Source organism: Butyrivibrio sp. WCD2001 (assembly GCF_000424485.1).
GTDB lineage: Bacteria > Bacillota > Clostridia > Lachnospirales > Lachnospiraceae > Butyrivibrio.
In genome coordinates this window covers 59,583-79,538 of the sequence record NZ_AUJZ01000015.1, presented here as the reverse complement: position 1 = coordinate 79,538, position 19,956 = coordinate 59,583, and the positions used below count along the sequence as shown (strand labels likewise).

Genomic DNA, 19,956 nt, shown 5'->3' with positions numbered 1-19,956 from the left:
AGATTATTTTTCTGCCAAAATCTGTGTTATGGGCTTCTACTCTTTATTCACAGATATTTTTCCTTTATCCACCCAGTTTTGTGTCAGATATTTCTGTGTTCCTTACGCAATACTAATTTTCACAGATAAATTTAACTATAAAAATTCAAAATCATCTATGATATTACACATATTATTTTTTTCACAGATTTGACCAATTTTTTTATCTGTGTTCTAGCACAAAATTTCTATTACGCAGATTAATCCGATTTACACATCTGTGGTTTTGCACAAAACTCCTATTCCACAGAAAAAGGACTCCAGCTGTAAGTCCATTCCTAATTTCTTCGCGAATTGACTTACGACAAGCCTATAAATAATGCTATATCCATCAAATCTCTTCCACATAATTAACATACTCCAGCTCCTGGAGTCTTCTGATGATTTCCCTGTGGGAGCGTCTTCTGGAGCTGTCGATATCGATCAGAAGTGCAACATCAGAGGATTGAAGTGTCTTCTCCTTGCTCTTGGTCATACTGCTGATTGAGAGATCCTCTTCAGACAGATACTTGGAGAGCTTAGTGACTGAGCCTTTATTCACTTCAATATACATGCTCATGTACTTACTATATTCTTCAACAACATTGCTAAGATTCATAAGCACTACGTTGGCGATCATGACCAGCACAAAGCAAGTGATGCCGATAACGATATATCCTGCGCCAATAGCCATTCCCATGCAGGAAGTAACCCACAGAGAAGCAGCTGTGGTAAGTCCCTTTATCTGTTTCTTACCTGTGACGAGGATAGTACCTGCGCCGAGGAAACCGATACCGCTTACTACGCCGGCGGGAATTCGGCTGACATCAGCCCCAAGCCCCGGCAACATTGCAAGATATATATTCAGGGATGTCGCAACCGCTGAACCAAGGCTCACAAGAGCAAAAGTCTTGATACCCGCGGTATGACGCTTTACCACACGTTCCCAGCCAATGAGGCAACCGAAAAGAGTTGCTATCACAAGTCTAAGTGCGACCGCAAGATCGGCACTGCTTTCAAAAAATTCGAGCGTTCCCATTCAGCGCCCTCCTTTTCTTCGTGTTCTTTTTAAAGCGCATATAATGTATTTTCTTCAAAGTTCAGATAAACCTTGTCGCCTACACCATAAATCTTCTTGTTCTTCGGGTTGTACTCCTGGATCTTAACAAGTTCATCACCGATCTTAATGTGATAATCCTGATAAGCACCCATGAAGCATGAATACTCAACTTCGCCCATTATAGAACCGTTGTCGCCAAGGGTTGCTCCCTCGGGACGAAGAACGATGCTGCACTCAGCTCCGTTTCCAAGACTTCCTGTTGAGCACTTAACCTCTTCACCATTTATTTCGACAATATCCTGTGACTTGACAATAGCCTTAAGGAAGTTTGCTTCGCCAATGAAATCTGCGACAAACTTGTTGTTCGGATAGTAGTATGCTTCCTGAGGTGTGGAAATCTGCTCCACAAGACCCCCCTTCATGATGATGACCTTATCGGAGATAGCCATAGCCTCACTCTGATCATGAGTTACATAAATAGCTGTGATTCCTGCTTCCTGCTGGATTCTTCTGATCTCTGTTCTCATGGAAACACGAAGCTTTGCATCAAGGTTTGACAAAGGCTCATCGAAAAGGAGCACGCCGGGCTCAATTACAAGCGCTCTAGCAAGAGCAACTCTCTGCTGCTGTCCACCTGAAAGCTGGTTAGTCATTCTGTTTTCCATGCCCTCAAGTCCTACGAGTCCGAGAATGTCAGTAACCTTTTTCCTGATAGTCTCCTTATCCATCTTACGAAGCTTAAGTCCGTATGCAACATTATCAAAAATGTTGTAGTGAGGAAGAAGCGCATAGCTCTGGAAAACCATAGCCGTATCACGCTTGTTGGGAGTGAGCGCATTTATCGGCTCATTTCCAAGGTAAATCTCTCCCTCGTCCGGGCTCTCAAAGCCGGCGATCATACGAAGAGTTGTTGTTTTTCCGCATCCTGAAGGTCCAAGAAGTGTTACGAAACTTCCGGGTTCGATCTCGATATTTGCATCCTTAACTGCATAGAAATCTTTACCGGTCTTGGGATCCTTGTAAATCTTTGAAATATGTTCAAGGCGTACGCCCTTTTTCTCCTTTGACATAATTTTTCTCCTCCCGTCAATCTGTAGTCTTAACCTGGCGACTTGTTCCGAAATGTTTAATCACAAGGTTCATAACAAGAACCGCACTGTAGGTGATAAGGATCAGGATTGATGCAAAAGCGCAGGCAATTCCGTAGGATCCCTTCTCTGCGAACTCGTTGATCTGAACCGTAATAAGAAGATACGAAGGTGTAACCAAAAGGATGATTGCACTGATCGCTGTGATACTTCTTACGAAGGATGTTACAAATCCCGAAAGGAAGCTGTCCTTGATAAGCGGAAGTGTAACTGTCATAAACACTTTGAAGCTGTCGGCACCCATATCATAAGCGGATTCCTCAATGCTCTTATCAATCTGTCTGAGGGCGGAGATACCGCTTCTGGTTCCTGTAGGAAGGCTTCGAACGATAAATACGATTACGAGAATAGCACCTGTTCCGTACAGTCCCTGAAGGATTCCTGTTCCGAAGATACCGCCTGAAAATCCTCTGATATATCCGATACCGAGTACAGTTCCGGGAACTGCCATAGCCAACATTGAAACCGCCTCGATAAAGCCCTTTGCCTTGAACTTTCTCTTAACAACAAGATAAGAGATGATCATGGACAGCAGCGCTGTGATAGGCGCCGATATGAAGGAAAGAATGAAGCTGTCCTTAAATGCTTTTAGTCCCTTGTACTTTGTGAACACCTGGCCGAACCACTTGAAGGTCAGATGAAAATCGTATCCCCAGGTCTTAAACATAGCGCCGAAGGGAACGCAGATATACATGATTATTACGAAAATCGCGAGCGCTGAGCACAGGATTGTAAGAGGGATTGTAACGCTCTTATCTGTGATGAGCATACGCTCTCTGGACGCTTTTCCTGAAAGAGTAGCTGTGCTCTTGGCTTCGAGATAATACTTCTGAATGATAAACATCACGAGTGTGATTGCAAGAAGTACAACCGCCATGGCAGCCGCGCCCTGCTTATCATACGCACCTGTGATCTGAAGGTAAATTGTTGTCGCAAGTGTATCGTAGGAACCACCGATAATCATGGGGTTAGCGAAATCTGCGATAGACTCGATGAAGGTTACAAGGAAGGCATTTCCAAGTCCCGGAAGAATAAGCGGGAAAGTAACCGTCATGAATACCTTGAAACGGGAAGCGCCCATGTCTCTGGCAGCCTCCTCAAGTGAAGGATCGATATTTTTCAAAAGTCCCTTGAGCATCATGTAGCACACAGGGAAAAATGTAAGTGTCTGGACTATGGCGATGCCCCAGAATCCATACACGCTGTTGTCGTAGATATGTAAAATAAAACGTGTAATGATACCTGCTTTTCCGAAAAGCATGATCATCGAAAGTGAAAGCACGAACGGCGGTGAAACCACCGGAAGCATGGAAACGACTTTGAAAAGACCTTCCATGAATTTTGTTCTGAGTTTTACATAAACCTCAACATAAGCAAATAAAAGGCCTATGAGAGCTGACGCGATACCTACCAAAAATCCAACCTTAAGTGTGTTGGTAATCGCGCGTCTGAAATTTGAGAGTCCCATAACTCTCTTAAATGTATCAAGCGTTAACCCCGATTCAGATACAAAGCTGTCAACAAGCAGTATAGCCAGCGGGTAAAGAATAAATACTGTAAGAAAAACCACCAAAAGAATAATGGTAGAAACCATGATGGGATCCGCCATGAGCTTTTTCCTGTCAAGGCTGGCACTTTGACTCTTTGCCATTTTTCAACTCCTCCTCTAAAAATTTAGGGCGGATAAATACACATCCGCCCATAATAGTTATATTATTCGGTCTGGAAACGATCGTCTGCTGCGCTTCCGAGTGCGGTCATAACTTCCTCAATGTAAGTTTCTGTATTCTCTTTTGCATCTTCGAAGTCATAATCCATAACGTTCTCGGGATCAAGTCCAAACTCTGCTGCTACTTCGGGCTGCTTCGCATTGTCGATAACAAGGAACTGGTAAGAACCGTTCTGTGCTGCTAGCTCAACGCAATCAGGGCTGAGTGCATACTCGATCCAAAGCTTAGCTGCATTGGGATGTGCGCATCCCTTGAAAATAGCTGTTGCACCGATCTCGAAGGATGTTCCTGTTGAAGGAATTACTAGGTCAATATTGCCATAACCGTTGTCAACGATCTGTGTGATGCCATCGTGAAGGAAACCGATACCTACGATACACTCACCTGTTCCAACGTTCTTGGAAGGGCCTGAACCTGACTTTGTGTAAACTTCGATGTTCTTATCGAGGTCAACGAGGTACTGGATACCTTCATCATGTCCGTACTTCTGGATCATTGTGTTGATAACAAGCTTAGCTGTTCCTGCTGTGTTGTAGTTTGAAAGCCATACAAGTCCCTTGTACTTCTCATCAAGAAGATCCTGCCAGTCCTTAGGCTCGTCGATGCCCATTCTCTCGAGCTCGTCTCTGTTCACCATGAAACCAAGGATTCCCTTGTAGATTCCATACCAGTAACCATCCTTGTCGCGATACTTATCACCGATAAGATGAGAAGCATTCTGTGCTTCATATGCCTCAAGAAGTCCCTCGCCTGCTGCTACGTTATAGGGATCGGTTGTGCCGCCGAACCAAACGTCACCTGAAGGATTTCCGTTCTCTTCTTCGATCTTACTCTGAACTTCACCGGTAGAAAGGCGCTGATACTGAACTTTTATGCCATACATTTTTTCGAAGTTCTCACAAGCTGCTGCAAGGTACTCTTCCTCGCATGAACCGTAAACGATGAGCTCTCCCTCAGCCTTAGCTGCCTCAATAAGAGCATCCATTCCGCCGGCCTCTGTAGCCTCACCTGCATCCTCAGTTGCCTCTTCAGCTTCTGTTGTCTCCTCTGCTGCGGGCTCTTCTGTAGCTGTCTCAGCCGGTGCAGCCTCCTCAGTCTTTGTCTCAGCAGCGGGTGCCTCTGTAGATCCTCCGTTAGATCCGCCACAGCCAACTACGCTGAGTGTCATAAGTCCTGCTAAAACCAATGCTAACTTTTTTCTCATTTTCCTCTCCTTTCAAAATGTTAAATACATTTGATAAGAAGATGATACCGAAGGAAATCGTTTTTCTATACCTAAAATTCTGTTTAATTATCCAATATTTTGAACTTCACTTCACAAAGTCAGAGGGGGAACTTCCAGCGTACTTCTTAAAGACAGTACTGAAGTACTTGTAGTCGCTGAAGCCGGTAAGTTCAGAGACTTCATACACTTTGTAGGTGCCGGTTTCAAGGAGTTTTACTGCCTGGCTTACGCGGTAGCGGTTTAGGAAATCAAGATAGGTCTGGCCGGTGGCCTCTTTGAATTTGCGCGAAAGATAGCTTGAAGACACTCCCAGTTCCTCTGAAAACATGTCCAGACTGATCTTCTCAGAATAGCGCTCACGCGTCCTCTCAATTATATGCTGAATATAGTCATTATCCTTGTCCGACTTGATGAAGGCCACATCGAGGTCATCTCCGGACTTCTTTCTCTCCGAAAGCTGCTTTATCTGCTTATCCTTCTCGATCTCGGAAGTTACCTTCGCAACATTTTTCCTCAGTTCTTCCTCATCCACGGGCTTCATCAGATACGCTGATACTCCAAGGTCAATCGCCTGCTTTGCGTATTCAAAATCGGCATAGCTGGTCATTATGATAGCCTTGAAGTCAGAGATTTCCTGCCCTTTTCTGATCATCTCAATGCCGTCCATAACAGGCATCATTATGTCTGCAAGAACTATATCCGGTGAAAGTTCCTCAATCTTCTCAAGGCCTTCCTTGCCGTTAGCGGCTTCGCCTGCTATGGTGCAGCCCATGCCGGTCCAGTCCATGGTGTAGGCGATGCCTTTTCTTATGATATCTTCGTCTTCTACAATAAGTACTCTGTACATTCTTACCCTCATCCGGCGCTGTGCGCCACCTGTCTCCGCTCCGCTCCGGTCCGCGCAAAGCCGACGTCCCCCGGACGTCGTGCGCCCCTCGGGAGAAGGCTTTAAGTATGCTTCGGAATAATCATCCTCACGCACGTGCCTTCATTCTTCTTACTTGTAACATCCAGGCCGTAGTTGCCCTTATAAAGCAGCCTGATCCTGCGGTGAATATTATACAGCCCATAATGGTTGGTGCGGTTTTCATCCTCTTTAAGATAATTCTGAATTACCCACAGCTGCTCCTCATCAATTCCGGCGCCATCGTCTTCGCAGATAAAGACAAGCTCATCCTGCATCTGATAGCCGCGGATATTCACCGTCAGCTTTTCACGGTCACCGAAGCCGTACTTGATAGCATTTTCAAGAAGAGGCTGCAGCATCAGCTTCGGAATGAGGCAGTCCATGATGTCCTCATTGACCTCGATATTATAGGCAAAACGCTTGTTGAAACGTATCTGCAATATATTCAGGTAAAACTGCAGATTATCAAGATCCTCCCTGACCGTAACTTCCTCTCGCATATCACGGATGCAGTATCGCAAAATCCCCGACAAAGACACAATCATCTTATCAGCTGCCGCGGGATCGATCTTAGCCATGAATCTTATATTATCAAGAGTATTAAATAAAAAGTGCGGATTAAACTGGCTCTCCAGCTGTTTAACCTGCGCGAAAGCCGCATTTTGTGCTAGTTCGTTGTTCCTCTCTATCTGCTCGCGAAGACCCTTAAGCATATCATTGAAATCGTTTCCGATAGTCATGAACTCCTTGCTGCTGCCTATTCTGAGGCTCACATCAAGATTGCCGTTCTGAACCTCTTCAAGGGCGTTCTCGATTTTCCTGATGTCACGGGTGTATTCCTCTGAGCTCTTTGCAGTACTTCTGACTGTAACAAACGCAATTGCCAGAAATACAATCGCCAAAATCACGATAAGCACGATAATCAACTGAACACTCCAACCCATGTCGGTTATGGTATATACCCCAAATCCCTTGTCGGTTACCGACTTATGCACATAGAACAGTCCGCCGTCGACCATGATAAATCCTGTGTTTTGCGCAATCCTCGAATCTATCTGTCCGTAGCTGTCTCGGAGTTTATTCGTGTTTGCCGCGTAAATCCAACCGTTTTTATCTGTAATGAGCACATATCTGCTCTGAATCTCCGACGCCACGCTGAGCACATCCGAAGGCACGATATAGACGATCATGAACCTGAGTTTCTCGCCGCGATACACGCCTTTTCCTATGCACAGCTTCTTATCGTACAAAATCGACGCGGTCTTGCCCCTCGCCTTCTTCAAAGCCTTCAAAATGCCCCAGTTTGAGCTTGTTCCATCCGTCAAAAACTGCGGAACACTACTCTTACTCTTAAACAGCACCTTCTGATCCTTTGAGAGGATAATAAGATCTCCGATATCCTCAAATTCCGAGGTCCTGTCATACAAAATTCCGAAAACCTCATTCCTCGAAACTGTCAGATGGTTATTTTCAAGGGATTCTCCCACATCATCCAACATCTGATAATAGATGTTGGTCATCTTAGTGAGCTTTTCATTGACAGCCTCATTCTCTCCGCGATTCGAGATCGCCATAATCAAGGCAAAGGAAAATACAAAGAGAATCAAAGCCATTACGGAAACAAGCGCTACGGGCACAACTGAAAATCTGATGAAGGTTTTTCTTATGTTTTCCTGAAAAGATGCGGGAGCCTTATTCATCGCTATCCTCCCCGAAAAGTGCAAGGAATTTGGAATTCCATTCATCCTTTTTGCTGATTACTTCATCTCTGTCGACATCGATTGCGGTAATCTCATTATCGGGGATAACAAGCTCCGATGCAGATACATCGCGTCTAACAGAGCGTCTTCCGAGGTTACCCGCCATAAATTCCTGGGTTCCCGCACTTGTCATGAAGTCGACAAACTTCTCCGCCTTAAGTATATTCGTAGAATTCTTGCTGATATAGATTCCGTCAGGCGTCGAAACGACACCCTCCTCCATGTAGATTATCCTTATATGCTTCCCTTTTCCGAGCATAGTAACCGCAGCTTCTTCAAAAGTAAGGCCTGCCACATATTTTCCTGCAGCAACGCCCTCGTAAACTTCAGAAGAACTTCCAAGCAAAATACCATTCAGCTGATCGATAAATTTTTCCACATAATCCCAACCGGCTTCCGGATTACCATCCCCCATCGCATAGAGAATGTTAACCAGGTGCTCGAAGGCAGAAGATGACTTACCGGGATTCGCATAAGCGATCTTACCCTTGAGATTCTCGGCAAGAAGGTCCTCATAGCCCTCAATCTGCGTGTTTCCTATAATATCTTCGTTCACGATGATCACACTGGGAACGTTGGAAAAACAGGTGATCCTCCCGTCAATATCCTTGAAATCATCCTTGAACATAGCCCTGTTCACGGTTTTGTACGGGTAAAAGAACTCACTGTATGCACCGACGGACAAAAGCGATCCTCCCCACAAAACATCGATATTTTCATCGTCCACCATGCTTCGAATAGCCTCGGAAGTACCGCAGCTGCGAAGGTCCACCTCTATCCCCGTCTCATTTTCGAACTCCTGAATAAGAGGAATCATGAAATCCGTCGGATGCGGTGAAACAACAACGAGCTTATCGCTGCTTTCTGTATTCTTTTTATTCAGATTAAGCAAAATTCCGCCCAAAAGAGCCATTACGAGCAGAACTGCAATTATCGCCCAAATCGGCAAGCCTTCACGCTGTTTCATACAACCGTTATCCTTTGTTCTAAAACAATTAAAACTAATAGTTTTGGAAATATAATACACTGATTATATCATGTGGAAAATTATTTTCGGGGGCGCGCAATTTGATCGCGGCGGGGGTTGAAAAAAGGTCGGAGAAGTCATTAAAATATAAAGGTTGTTAAATAATTTAAGGAGAAAAAAACATGACAATAGAAGCATATATTAATCCGGATTTCACTTTGATAAAAAAGCTCATATTCTTTCTTTTGGCACTGGTGGGAATAATCATCTGTGACTTCCTGATCCTCGGCGGAACAGAAATAGTCACCTCCAGCAGGGACCGCGAGGAGCGGAAAACACTTATCAGCGAGCGTTTTCATAACTCGGTTCAGCTCCTGTACGAGATGATCATCTCCGCGACCTCAGTCATGTCCTTTGCCTGTGCCTATGTGGTTCTAAACCATGTGTACAGCCTGATTCAGGGCACCACACAGACAGGATTCCTCGGACAGTTCATGTATATCTGGGAAAACTGGAAAGATTTCGTACTTCTGCTTCTTATCTGCTTGTCCTGCGTTTTAAACACAATTTTGGATAAGCTTATCATCCCTTTAAAAAGGATTTCCAGAGATGACATCGCCTGTGTCAGAATGCTCGGCATGTTTTATGTGATAATTATCTTGATGTTTCTTAATGTCATCGGCGACGAAAGTGAGTACAGCCCTGTTATGATGTACTATCTCGGTCTTATGATAGGTCGTTTCGTTTACTTCGACGCTTCCTTTAAGGATTTCCTGCATGCGATGCGAAACATATTCATGAAACTCCCGCTTCTGATGCTGGGACTTACGCTGTCGGGACTCCTTTGCTTCTTTGGATTTGAGGCAGGTTACCTGCTTGAGCGCAATTACTACATAGTGGGAGCTTTTTACACCCATCTGTTCCTGCTTGCGGCGGTTTTCGTTTTCCATCACAGCCACATTCTGTATTTGGTTATAAAAAAACGCTAAAATAATTAAAATCTAATAAATATTGATACTATGCAGATTTTTATATGATAATATATTAAATGGAAAAATGATTTTTTCCGATTATCAGCGTAACTTTTGTGAGGGCATATGATAGCTGGCAAGAAGATAATAGCTCTATGCACATATAGAATATACGACTCTCAGGTCTTCAGTTTTACAGCAGAACTCAATGAGCTCTTGAAGGCAGCTGACAGCCGTCTGTTTATCTATGCCATGAATGCCGAAATAGGCAATGTCGGCAATGCCCATCTCGCAGAAGCATCTGTTTTTGACCTTATTCCTTATGACAAAGTCGATGCCATTATTATCATGGATGAAAAGATCAAATGTCGTGAGCTCGTCGAACGAATCATCGACAAGGCTAACAGTCATGAGGTTCCCGCCATCATCGTTGACGGCGAATATGATAATGTTTCCCATGTAAAATTTGATTATGCCAAGGGTTTTGAAGCCATAGTAAGGCACATAATTGAGTTCCACAAGCCTAAACATCCTCATTTTATGGCCGGAAAACCGGACAGCGAATTCTCAAATGAGAGGCTTGAAGTTTTCAAAAAAGTCATTGAGGAAAATGGTTTCACCTTTGATAACAGCATGGTAAGCTACGGGGATTTCTGGTCGATTCCTTCAAGAGCTGCTGCCAAGGAGCTGCTTAAAAGGGATGTCATTCCGGACGCTGTTATCTGTGCCAACGATATCATGGCGATAAATGTCTGTGATGTCTTTAGTTCTCACGGAATTAATACTCCCGATCAGGTTCTGATATCCGGATTTGACGGACTGGATGAGGCCTTTTTATCCTCTCCCGGAATCACGACCGCTATCTGTGACAGTGCAACTCTTGCAAATACCGTCATGAAAGTTATAAACGGCGTTCTTCGCGGCGAAAAAAACATTACCGAGTGGATAACTCCCAGTTTCATGGCCAACGAGTCCTGCGGCTGTCCTCGCTGCCAGATTAACTGGATGTCTACTGTTCAGGGCTTTAACAACAGATTCTACCATCATCAGGATGACGTATATATTATGCAGGATCTCACTTCCAACATCATGGCTAGTGACACGATGGCCGACTGCATTTGGCACCTTTCCAATTCAGTTACGAACTCCATCACCAAAAATATGTGCCTTATTGTGGAAGATGCTTGCTTTAACATCGAGAACAATTATTTCCTCGAAGACATGGAAAAGACCACCAGGAGCGTCATCTATAACTCCTACAGCGACACTGACGAGATTTTCCCGTACAATGAAGAGGATATCATCCCAAATCTCGATGATATCATGGAGAGAGGTTATCCCATTATCTTCAATGTTCTTGAGTATATGGGAAAAGATATCGGTTTTGTATGCTATTCCTTCAACCGGTACGACCTCATAGATTATTCGAGAACTCCGAGCCTTACAAACTGTCTCGGAATGGGCTTTGGCGGTTATGTAACCATCCGCTACCAGAAATATCTTCGTGATAAGATTCAGAGGATGTATCAAAATGATGCCCTCACCGGTCTCTACAATAGACTGGCGTTTCTTTCAAAGCTTGAAGAGCTCAAAGATGCTCCTCAGAATTCCGGCCAGAAGCTCACAATCATCATGACCGACTTAAACGGCCTGAAAGAGATAAACGACAATCTCGGTCACGCTGCAGGCGACCGTGCAATAGCTACAGTTGCTAAGGTGCTTAAATCCGTATGTCCTAAAGGTTCTCTTTGTGTCAGATTCGGCGGTGATGAAATGCTTGCCCTGGTGCCCGGCGAGTGCAACAGCTGCGATATTATAGCGAAGATGGAGGAAAAACTTAAGGAAGAAAGCGAAAAGCTTGGCTACACCGTATCTTCAAGCTATGGCGCATACTCGACGATATTCGATGAGTTCCTAGATCTTGATAAGATCATTGCCATGGCCGATGAACAGATGTACAAGATGAAAAAAAGAAATAAACAGAATAAGAAAAATAACACTCCCGAGAATTGATTCATTCTCGGGAGTATTTTTTACTTTACATTTATAAGTATTGTTGTCGAAACGCCGTTATAGGCCTTTACAGTTATTATTGCTTTTCCTTTTTTCCTGGCCGTAACAAGTCCTGTCGATGAAACCTTTGCAACCTTCTTGTTACTGCTCTTATATTTATATTTCTCGCAGTGCGCCCCTTTATTTACTTTGGGATTAAGCTGATATGTCCTGCCCTTTTTAAGGTTTTTCTTCTTGGCAAGCTTGATCTTACTTGGGGCTTTCTTTATGTTGGCAGTAAGCACTACATTAACTACTCCGCCGCCTCTGTCCCAGGAAGCTGTAACTGTTGCCTTTCCTTTTTTGATTCCCTTAATCTTACCGGACTGCGTTACTTTAGCCACAGATTTTTTGCTAGATTTATAGGTTCCGGCAATCTGGTTGCTGCAATCATTGGTGAATAATGAAAACACTCCGGTTCTTACGCTTTTTGATTCACCTGCTCCCATTACATAAGCGTTTGTCTCACAGGTTCCGTTACAGATAGATTCATCATCAACATAAATTCCGAAGGGGCAATCCATAGTGAGCTTGTTTCCGGACATATCCTGTACATTACCACCATTTTTAACAGCTATGCTCGCATATTTCTCACTGCCAAAATGGTTTGCGCTCAGCATCGACGCTTCTCCGCTGCCTTGAACCTGAATTCCGTACCAGTTGTCGGTTAGCGTATTAGAGCTGATGCTAACACCTTTCGCATAGAGGGTATAGATATCAGCAAAAATGTCATCCTGTTTAAAGTAATTCCAATCTTTATATCCTGAAATAGTGTTGCCAGTTACTGTGAATCCGCTTACAGGATAAAGTCCTGCCGGATAATTCTCGCCCGCAGTAGCACTGTAATAACCGGAAAGGAGGATTCCTGCCCAAATACCACTATTTCTGTCAGCCCCGCCGATAGAAATCTGATTGCCGGAAATAGTCGTGTTTGAATTATATGAAAGACTACCCGGATTATCATCTTCATCGGTTGGATAATTCGTGTACCAGGAGTAGGTGGTGGTATCGATTCCTCTGCCTACATTAGTGATTACATTATTGGCGATATTGGAATCCTTCCACATCGTACACATTATTGCGGTATTTATTATGTTATCAAAAGTGCAATTATGAACGTTGATGTTGGTATAGTACACGGGACCGGCGATTGCACCGTGGCTTCCGAAACCTCTGTAAAGATTCGAAAAAGTACACCCTGAAACCTCTACATTTGTGCAAGGATAGTCATCGTTGGCAGGATCAACATCATAGGTCATCATACCTTCTTTTTGTACATCAATCTGAAATGCCTCAAGCTCATTATTTCCATGCAAAGTATCTTTAAAGGTACAACCTGAAACCTTTACATCCTTGCAGGCAGCTATCTCAAACATGTGAGGAGATGCTCCGCCCTGGAAAGTCACGCCACTGAACTGAAGACCTGTTATATGTGCGAGTTTCACCATTGAATGCTCTGTACACGCACTATTTGCAACGAGGACTCCTCCGACGAGAGCGATGTTGCAATAATCGTCGTACTTTCCCTTCACTTCACCTTTATCATCATATAATTGGCGTGTAGTAAACATCAGACCATCTCGCTGATTGATTACAGTAACACCCTCCATCACAAGAGTAGTATTATTTCCAAATCTCAAAGAAGATGCATCGCTCTTCTGATAATAAGTTCCGGCGGGAACAATGATCTTATAGAACTTTGTTCGATCCGCTTTGGTAACCTTCCAGGCCTTTCCCAAAGCTCCCTGCAATACACCATAAAAATCAGCATCAAGGTCAGCTTTCAGTGGCGTAAGGTCGATAACTGATACATCGCCCTCAACTGTTATCAACGGATCATATTCATATTTCAAAACATTCACCAAAGCAAATTCTGAAAATGAATCAGTATCAAAATCCAATGTAATATTCTGATAGTATTCCTTTTCTTTGGAGCTTCCCAAAACAACCGTCTGGGGAAGCAGATTATCTTTCAAAGTCTGAGTATCGGAATCTATCATATCCTCTGATACATAGGTCTCAACATCACTATCTGCCGGTATTTCTATGCCGGAGGTTTCCTTACTCTCTTTGCTCTCAAGCTCCTTGATCTCTTCTTCATGTACGTGAATCATCTTAAGATCAGAATAGCCTTCATACTCTTCCTGTCTGATCATTGATTCTTCCGAGAGTTTCAAAGAAATATGGACGCCGCCTTCTTCGGGCTGTATCTCTGTTCCTTCCGGATCAAACAACCTTATGTCAAAAACGTCTGCGATTATCGCTTCTCCATCAATCTCACTGTCAATCTCATTACCGGTATTTTCATCTTCCTGAACCAGCTTTACCTCAGCCTTCGTTCCATCAGGAACCACATTCTCATCCGCACTGAATACAAAATGGTACCCATCCGTCTCGGTCTCATAGTGGAAAGTTCCGCTTACCAAAGGCTCCTTATCTTCAGAAGCCTCATCAGCCTGGGCTGCATCTCCATCGGAGACCGCGGGATTTGCCTCGTCCTCTGCAGAACTATTCAGTTCCTCTGTCTCCTGATCTTCTGCTGTTTCATTGGTTGATTCTTCAGCATTGCTGCCTTCTTCCGCCTTTTCAGCATTCTCGCCGTTTAAATCACTATTTTCAGCTTCAGCAGCCTTAGCTGCATCCTCAGCGCCTTCGCCGCTCTCCCGGTTATTACTCTCCTCATCCGGAATCTGGCTACTTTCAGCATTCCCCCCGCTTGTCTCTCCTTCACCGTTTTCCGAAAGAGTTTCTGATTCCTGTGTTTGCAGGTTCTCATTCTCTGCCATCAATGTCTCTTCGGACACTGCCAGTGCGTGCTCCCCTGTAAAACTAACTGTCACTGCAACCATGCTCATCATAGCGAGCATTCTCTTAATATAGCTTCTTTTCATTACCCGTCCTCACTAAAAAATTAATCACTTTTCTATTTTAGCCGATAAGCCACAAAATTGCCAACCTATCGCATTCCATTACACAGAATATATGAAGACAGCCTGCATCTTCGCGATGCAGGCTGATACTTTATGTTTCATAGCAATCCTTTTCATATTTCTTCATAACTTTTATATTCGTTCATAACCTTTCATAACTTTTCATAACTTTCATATCTCTTCATCACTTTAATCACCATCTATTCGTCTCCGTATACTATTTTCAATATTGAGCATGCCATTTTTATATTTTGACAGTGTTTCAAAAAAAACGGATAATGATATTCTGAACAGCATACATCATTTTACAGAAATTGGGACGCTATAAAGATCATGAGTAAAATCGCAAAAAAATCCGGTATATTTTTCATCATATTCATTACAGTATTTAGAGTTTGGCTCGCACAGATTCAAAACATTGATGTTGCAATAAGGGGTGGTGGCGCTGATGATTGGCATCAGATAAAACAAGCCATTGCCTTGTCATCCGGAAAGTGGCTTGGAAAGTTCGATTACCATACCTATATCAAGGAAATAGGTTATCCCCTATTTTGCTTTATTCTAAACAAACTTCATATTTCATACGGAGTCGGATGCGGTCTTTTAATAATTGCCGTTTCCGCCTTATGCGCTGCTGCTTTAAGGCCTCTCTTTTCAAATAAATTTTCCAATATTGTTTATTTATTTCTTCTGTTTAATCCTGCCGGTTTTGGGACCTTAAAGCTATATCGTGCTGCTCTGCTGGGTCTTATTCCTCTTGCAGTAATTGCATGTGTTCTTGGTATATATCTCTACAGCTGTAACGGAAAGTACATATACAGCCTCATATTCGGCTTTGCCGGATTTATATATACAGCATGGTTTTGGATATTAAAAGAGGATGCTATCTGGCTCTTACCCTTCCTCATTTGCGCTTCTGCAGTTTGCTTCTGCCGGGAACTATATTTGCTTATCAAAAAAAATAGCAGTATTAAAGCCTTTATCCTTGTTACGTGTGCTCTTTTGCTGGCCTTTATCGGAGCATATACATCAACTACCTTTGTTTCAAAAATGAATGCCAATCATTACGGTATCGCTCTGACTAACGACAGATCCAAAGGTGAATTTGCAAGGCTCTGCGGGATGTTATACAGAATTGATTCCTCTGATGCTGACGAGGATCAGGATACCTGGTTCAGCAAAGGAGCTTTTCATGCAGCTGTAGAAGCCAGTCCTCATCTGGCAAGTCTTAATGGTCTTGAAGAAGAGTTCGTAGACTGGGGAAACCGTGGCGCAAGCAATTTTTCAGGTTGGCCCAGAGGCGATATGTTCACCTGGGCACTTCGGGAATCAATGAAAGATAACGGATGTTATGAGTCCGAGCAGACAGCTCAGGAGTTTTGCCGTGCTGCTGCAGCTGAACTTGAAGAAGCATTTGATACCGGAATACTGCATAAGAAGAACCGCATTTATCTTACCGGTTATATTCGTGGATATAAATTTTCAGAGTTGGTAGAAGACGCTGTAATTGCCATCAAGACCATAGGTAGGTTTTCAATCTATAAAAATGTAAAAGTAAGCGACTCTGTCTTTTATGCCGATGGCGATATGAATAAAATTGGTGCTATAGAGAATTTATTCAAGGTTAATATGCCATTAACTGATGAGCAGCTGGTTGAATTTGGCATTGATAGTTCAATTTATAAAATGACAAATAATAATATTGTCAGAGAGCGGTATTTATTCATCACAATTGCCACTCTCATCTACAAAATATACAGATTTGCGATGATACTGTTAATACCTGTTTCATTGTCAGGTTTTGTTTTAATTATCTTCAAAACAATAAAAGAAAAGAATATAGTCTCCGGAAGAATTCTGCTTATTACCATAGCACTTCTTCTGACAGCCTTCTGCGCAGTATATATCACCGCTTTATTTGGTACATGGCTTTCTGCTGAGCCCGCCGGTTCAGCCTTTGTTGCCTATTGTCCGGTAGCGTACTTTATTATGGATATTGTAAAGCTTCTGCTATGTGGATATGTATTTAATTTCTTATTAAATAAAACACCGGAAATTAAAAATCAGCCTGCATCTTCGTGATGCAGGCTGTAATTTTATACTTCGTCGTCTTTATTGGGCGGAAGCTCCATACCGAGCTTTTTGCGCCATTTAATATACTTGGATATCACATTTGAATTGTGGTACCACGCAAGCTCCCATATATCGATATGCTCTTCCTTGTGGAAATTGTGTAGAGTCATCTTCATGGTCTCATTCTGCCACTTCATAACCTCCTCAGGAGTGTATGAAGTACGAACAAGCTCTGAAGCCTTTCTGGTTTCTTTCTTGGCGTTATCGATAAATTCTGTAACCGCCTTGTTAATTGAATCTCTGTATTCCAGATAAGTTGTAGGATTAGGCTCAGGGTTAATCATGAAGGATTTAAACTCACCGGCAATTACTCTGTCCTGAGTGGTTGACTTCATCCAATCCTTATAGGGTGCAAATCTGGGAGAATCAAAATTCTTTCTCACCAAGAGAACCGGTGTCTCAAGTGCCAGGCAGGGAAGTGCACAGTGAAGACGCTTTGTAATAACACATTTAGCGTTCTGGTAGATATCCAGATAGTCTTCAACTTCCTTCTTTCTCTCTTCCCAAGGCATGTCAGTAGAAGGTACTTTTCTCGTAGGAGGTATAACCTTAATCTCGACATCCTGCCCCTTAAGCTGCTTTTTGATAGCCTTGAGCACCTTTTTGCCGACGTCATTACAAACAATATATTCTTTCTCAGGCTTAACTATAGGACGCTTGGGAAGTGTAAGTGTCACACAAGCCGAGAAATAGTTTTTAATACCAATTCTGTCAAGCTGCTCCATAGTATAGGGATCGCGGCATCCGATAGGCTCATAGGCCTTAAGGTATTCAAACCCCGGACCACTCTCAAGATACTCGAAATGGCAGGGCATGCCTCTCTTGCGGGCTCTCTGCAGGTCGTCATAATGGAACCCGAGCCACATAGGATAAAGAGACTTGGTCGGCGGCCAATTCCATTTATGCCACATGTACCATGCGCTCATAATGGTCGCAACCGGCTCATCATCCTCTGCAACAAATGAATCGAGTTCCTCAATATCAACCATATAGTCAACACTCGGCAAAAACAAGCTGGCTGCATAGCTCTGCATATCATCACCGATGTTCTTGGTCGTTTTTCTCCACAAAACTCCGTATTTCAATACTTCTCTCCTTCAAAAAATATAAAAATCCTATAAATTCTATCCTACCTATTATATCGAAATAAGGGCTTAATTACCACCTTTTAGTATTCTTAATGCATTCTTTATAGTTTAGTAATTTTTATATAACTTTCCTCATATATAATAATAATACCGCTTAGAATTTACAATTTTAATGTATTTTATGAAAGGGGCAATCTATGAAAAGAAAATTTACAATTTTGCTATCTCTTATAATGATGGGAGCAGCAGTTCTTGCTACCCCCACTATCACAGGAAAAGCAAGTGAAGCTTCTGTTAGTCCATCAGTGTTGAATGATGCAAACCCTACTGTTACTGACGTAGCAGATTTACAGAAAAAAATCAATGAAGGAACCGAAACAGACATCGTTCTTCAAAAGGGACAAACATATCAACTTACAGAAATTCTTTTTTTAAGAGACAATCTGACAATAGATCTAAATGGCGGCACTATCCAAAAAGATAGCGGAACCATACTTATGACACAAGGTCCTGCCCCTGCCGGCAAATATGACGGTTACAAAAATATCACAATCAAAAACGGCACCATCAAAAGATCCGGCTCCGCTAAAGATGGCTTGGTAATTATCGGACATGCCACCAATGTAACCTTTGAAAAAGTTACTTTTTCAGATGCTAATGATGCGCACATGCTTGAAATAGGTGCCTGCAAGGATGTAAAAGTTACAGGTTGTACGTTCAAGGATGGCCACTATTCCTCCAATGAAGACAAGGGTGAGTATGAAGCCTTTTCTATGGATATATCTAACTCTGCTAACTTCCCTGTAGGTCCTTCTGACAATTATGCTTGTGAAAATGTAACTGTAACCGATTGTATATTCTCCAATGTACGTCGAGCATTTGGCGGACACAGAGTTGTATCCGGACATCTTTTTGATAATATCATAGTTAAAAATTGTCAATTCAATAATATTAGCGGTACTGCACTTGAAGCAGTTGGCTTTAAGAACTCCGTTATAGAGGGTAATAAATTTAATCAGGTAGGCTTTGGTATAGACTGCAAACCTTCAAGTTCTAAGATCATAAGCGATCCCGGAACATATAATACTAACAATTTTTTTAACGACAACCAAATTGCTCTTACAAAATCTTCGAGCAAGGTTACCTGTGGTGTGCGCATTTCAGGAAACGGATCCACAAAACTCAGTGGCTTCAAAGTTACAAAAACAACCGTAACAGGGCCTCATGCTTATGCAGTTTATGCAGGAGATGTAACTGACAGTCTTATAGATGAAGTAACATCTTCCGGAGCTACATCGAACGGAATCCGTGTTGAGAACTGTTCCGGAGTTAAAGTATCAAACAGCAACATTTCCAAAACAAAGAGTCATGGCATATGCCTGATTAATTCCACCAACGATACTGTAAGTGGAAACACTATAACTGATGCAAAAAAACATGGAATAGCGCTCGAAGGAGCAACAAACGAGACTATTGTAGGAAATACAATTACGAAGCCGAAAAAGTCCGGTATCAATCTGTGGAAGAAATCCACTTGTACATTGGTTGCAGAAAATAAGATCACTAAGCCGAAGACCTGCGGTATTAACTGCCAGGACAAGAAGAGCAAGGTATTTGCTACATGTGCTAATGTTGTTAAAAAGGCCGGTGTAAGACCTTATGGCGGAGACGGTGTATTCTTTGCCGCTACCAATTCAGTTGTTACTCTTAAAAAGGGTAAGGGTGCAAAGATAGATGCTTACGGAAAGAAGGGAGCCACAAAGTACAGCACAGAAGATAAATCCGTAGCAACCGTAGACAGCAAAGGAAACATTAAAGCTAAAGGTTCAGGCACCACTACAGTTACCGCTAAGAGAGGAAAATTTAAAGCTCAGGTTAAGGTAACAGTTAAGTAAATATTTTCAAAACACATATAGAAAGAGGGCCGAGAAAAATGTAATCATTTTTCTCGGCCCTCTTCACTTTGT

Annotated in this window: 13 protein-coding genes; 4 read left to right on the top strand and 9 right to left on the bottom strand. The window is 42.8% G+C overall.

Annotation, left to right across the window (positions count from 1 at the left end):
* Window positions 1–370: 370 nt before the first annotated feature.
* From G630_RS0113155 to G630_RS0113125, 7 genes are all read right to left on the bottom strand, one after another.
* Entirely contained in the window at window positions 371–1,057 is a 687-nt protein-coding gene (locus tag G630_RS0113155; protein WP_022762316.1) for an MgtC/SapB family protein, read from the bottom strand.
* Window positions 1,058–1,086: 29 nt separating this feature from the next.
* Window positions 1,087–2,148, bottom strand: a complete 1,062-nt coding sequence (locus tag G630_RS0113150) for an ABC transporter ATP-binding protein (protein ID WP_022762315.1) — start codon at window positions 2,146–2,148, stop codon at window positions 1,087–1,089.
* Between the two features lie 16 nt (window positions 2,149–2,164).
* Entirely contained in the window at window positions 2,165–3,877 is a 1,713-nt protein-coding gene (locus G630_RS0113145; protein WP_022762314.1) for an ABC transporter permease, read from the bottom strand.
* Window positions 3,878–3,939: 62 nt separating this feature from the next.
* Window positions 3,940–5,160, bottom strand: a complete 1,221-nt coding sequence (locus tag G630_RS0113140) for an ABC transporter substrate-binding protein (RefSeq protein ID WP_026498849.1) — start codon at window positions 5,158–5,160, stop codon at window positions 3,940–3,942.
* A 106-nt stretch (window positions 5,161–5,266) separates the two neighbouring features.
* Complete coding sequence (locus G630_RS0113135) at window positions 5,267–6,028, bottom strand: response regulator transcription factor (RefSeq protein ID WP_026498848.1); 762 nt, start codon at window positions 6,026–6,028, stop codon at window positions 5,267–5,269.
* Between the two features lie 101 nt (window positions 6,029–6,129).
* Window positions 6,130–7,788: a sensor histidine kinase gene (locus G630_RS0113130; RefSeq protein WP_026498847.1), complete on the bottom strand. Its 1,659-nt coding sequence runs from the start codon at window positions 7,786–7,788 to the stop codon at window positions 6,130–6,132.
* Window positions 7,781–8,815 carry an extracellular solute-binding protein gene (locus tag G630_RS0113125; protein WP_026498846.1) on the bottom strand — a complete coding sequence of 345 codons (1,035 nt, stop codon included), beginning with the start codon at window positions 8,813–8,815 and terminating at the stop codon, window positions 7,781–7,783. The genes G630_RS0113130 and G630_RS0113125 overlap by 8 nt, the downstream gene beginning before the upstream one ends.
* 182 nt (window positions 8,816–8,997) lie before the next feature.
* Between G630_RS0113125 and G630_RS0113120 the strand changes: the two genes are divergently transcribed.
* Together G630_RS0113120 and G630_RS0113115 are read left to right on the top strand one after the other, a co-directional pair.
* Window positions 8,998–9,804, top strand: a complete 807-nt coding sequence (locus G630_RS0113120; RefSeq protein ID WP_026498845.1) for a hypothetical protein — start codon at window positions 8,998–9,000, stop codon at window positions 9,802–9,804.
* A 108-nt stretch (window positions 9,805–9,912) separates the two neighbouring features.
* Window positions 9,913–11,799, top strand: coding sequence for a diguanylate cyclase (locus tag G630_RS0113115; protein ID WP_026498844.1), 1,887 nt, complete (start codon window positions 9,913–9,915; stop codon window positions 11,797–11,799).
* Window positions 11,800–11,819: 20 nt separating this feature from the next.
* Here the strand turns inward: G630_RS0113115 and G630_RS0113110 are convergent, their stop codons facing one another.
* Entirely contained in the window at window positions 11,820–14,729 is a 2,910-nt protein-coding gene (locus G630_RS0113110; protein ID WP_026498843.1) for an Ig-like domain-containing protein, read from the bottom strand.
* A 372-nt stretch (window positions 14,730–15,101) separates the two neighbouring features.
* Between G630_RS0113110 and G630_RS0113105 the strand changes: the two genes are divergently transcribed.
* Window positions 15,102–16,850 carry a hypothetical protein gene (locus G630_RS0113105; RefSeq protein WP_026498842.1) on the top strand — a complete coding sequence of 583 codons (1,749 nt, stop codon included), beginning with the start codon at window positions 15,102–15,104 and terminating at the stop codon, window positions 16,848–16,850.
* Window positions 16,851–16,864: 14 nt separating this feature from the next.
* On the opposite strand, the gene G630_RS21870 is transcribed toward G630_RS0113105, so the two are convergent.
* On the bottom strand, window positions 16,865–17,986 hold the full coding sequence (locus G630_RS21870; protein WP_049946209.1) for a polysaccharide pyruvyl transferase family protein: 1,122 nt from the start codon (window positions 17,984–17,986) through the stop codon (window positions 16,865–16,867).
* A gap of 200 nt (window positions 17,987–18,186) precedes the next feature.
* Between G630_RS21870 and G630_RS0113095 the strand changes: the two genes are divergently transcribed.
* A complete protein-coding gene (locus G630_RS0113095) occupies window positions 18,187–19,884 on the top strand; it encodes a right-handed parallel beta-helix repeat-containing protein (protein ID WP_026498841.1) in 1,698 nt (565 codons plus the stop codon).
* Window positions 19,885–19,956 lie beyond the last annotated feature (72 nt).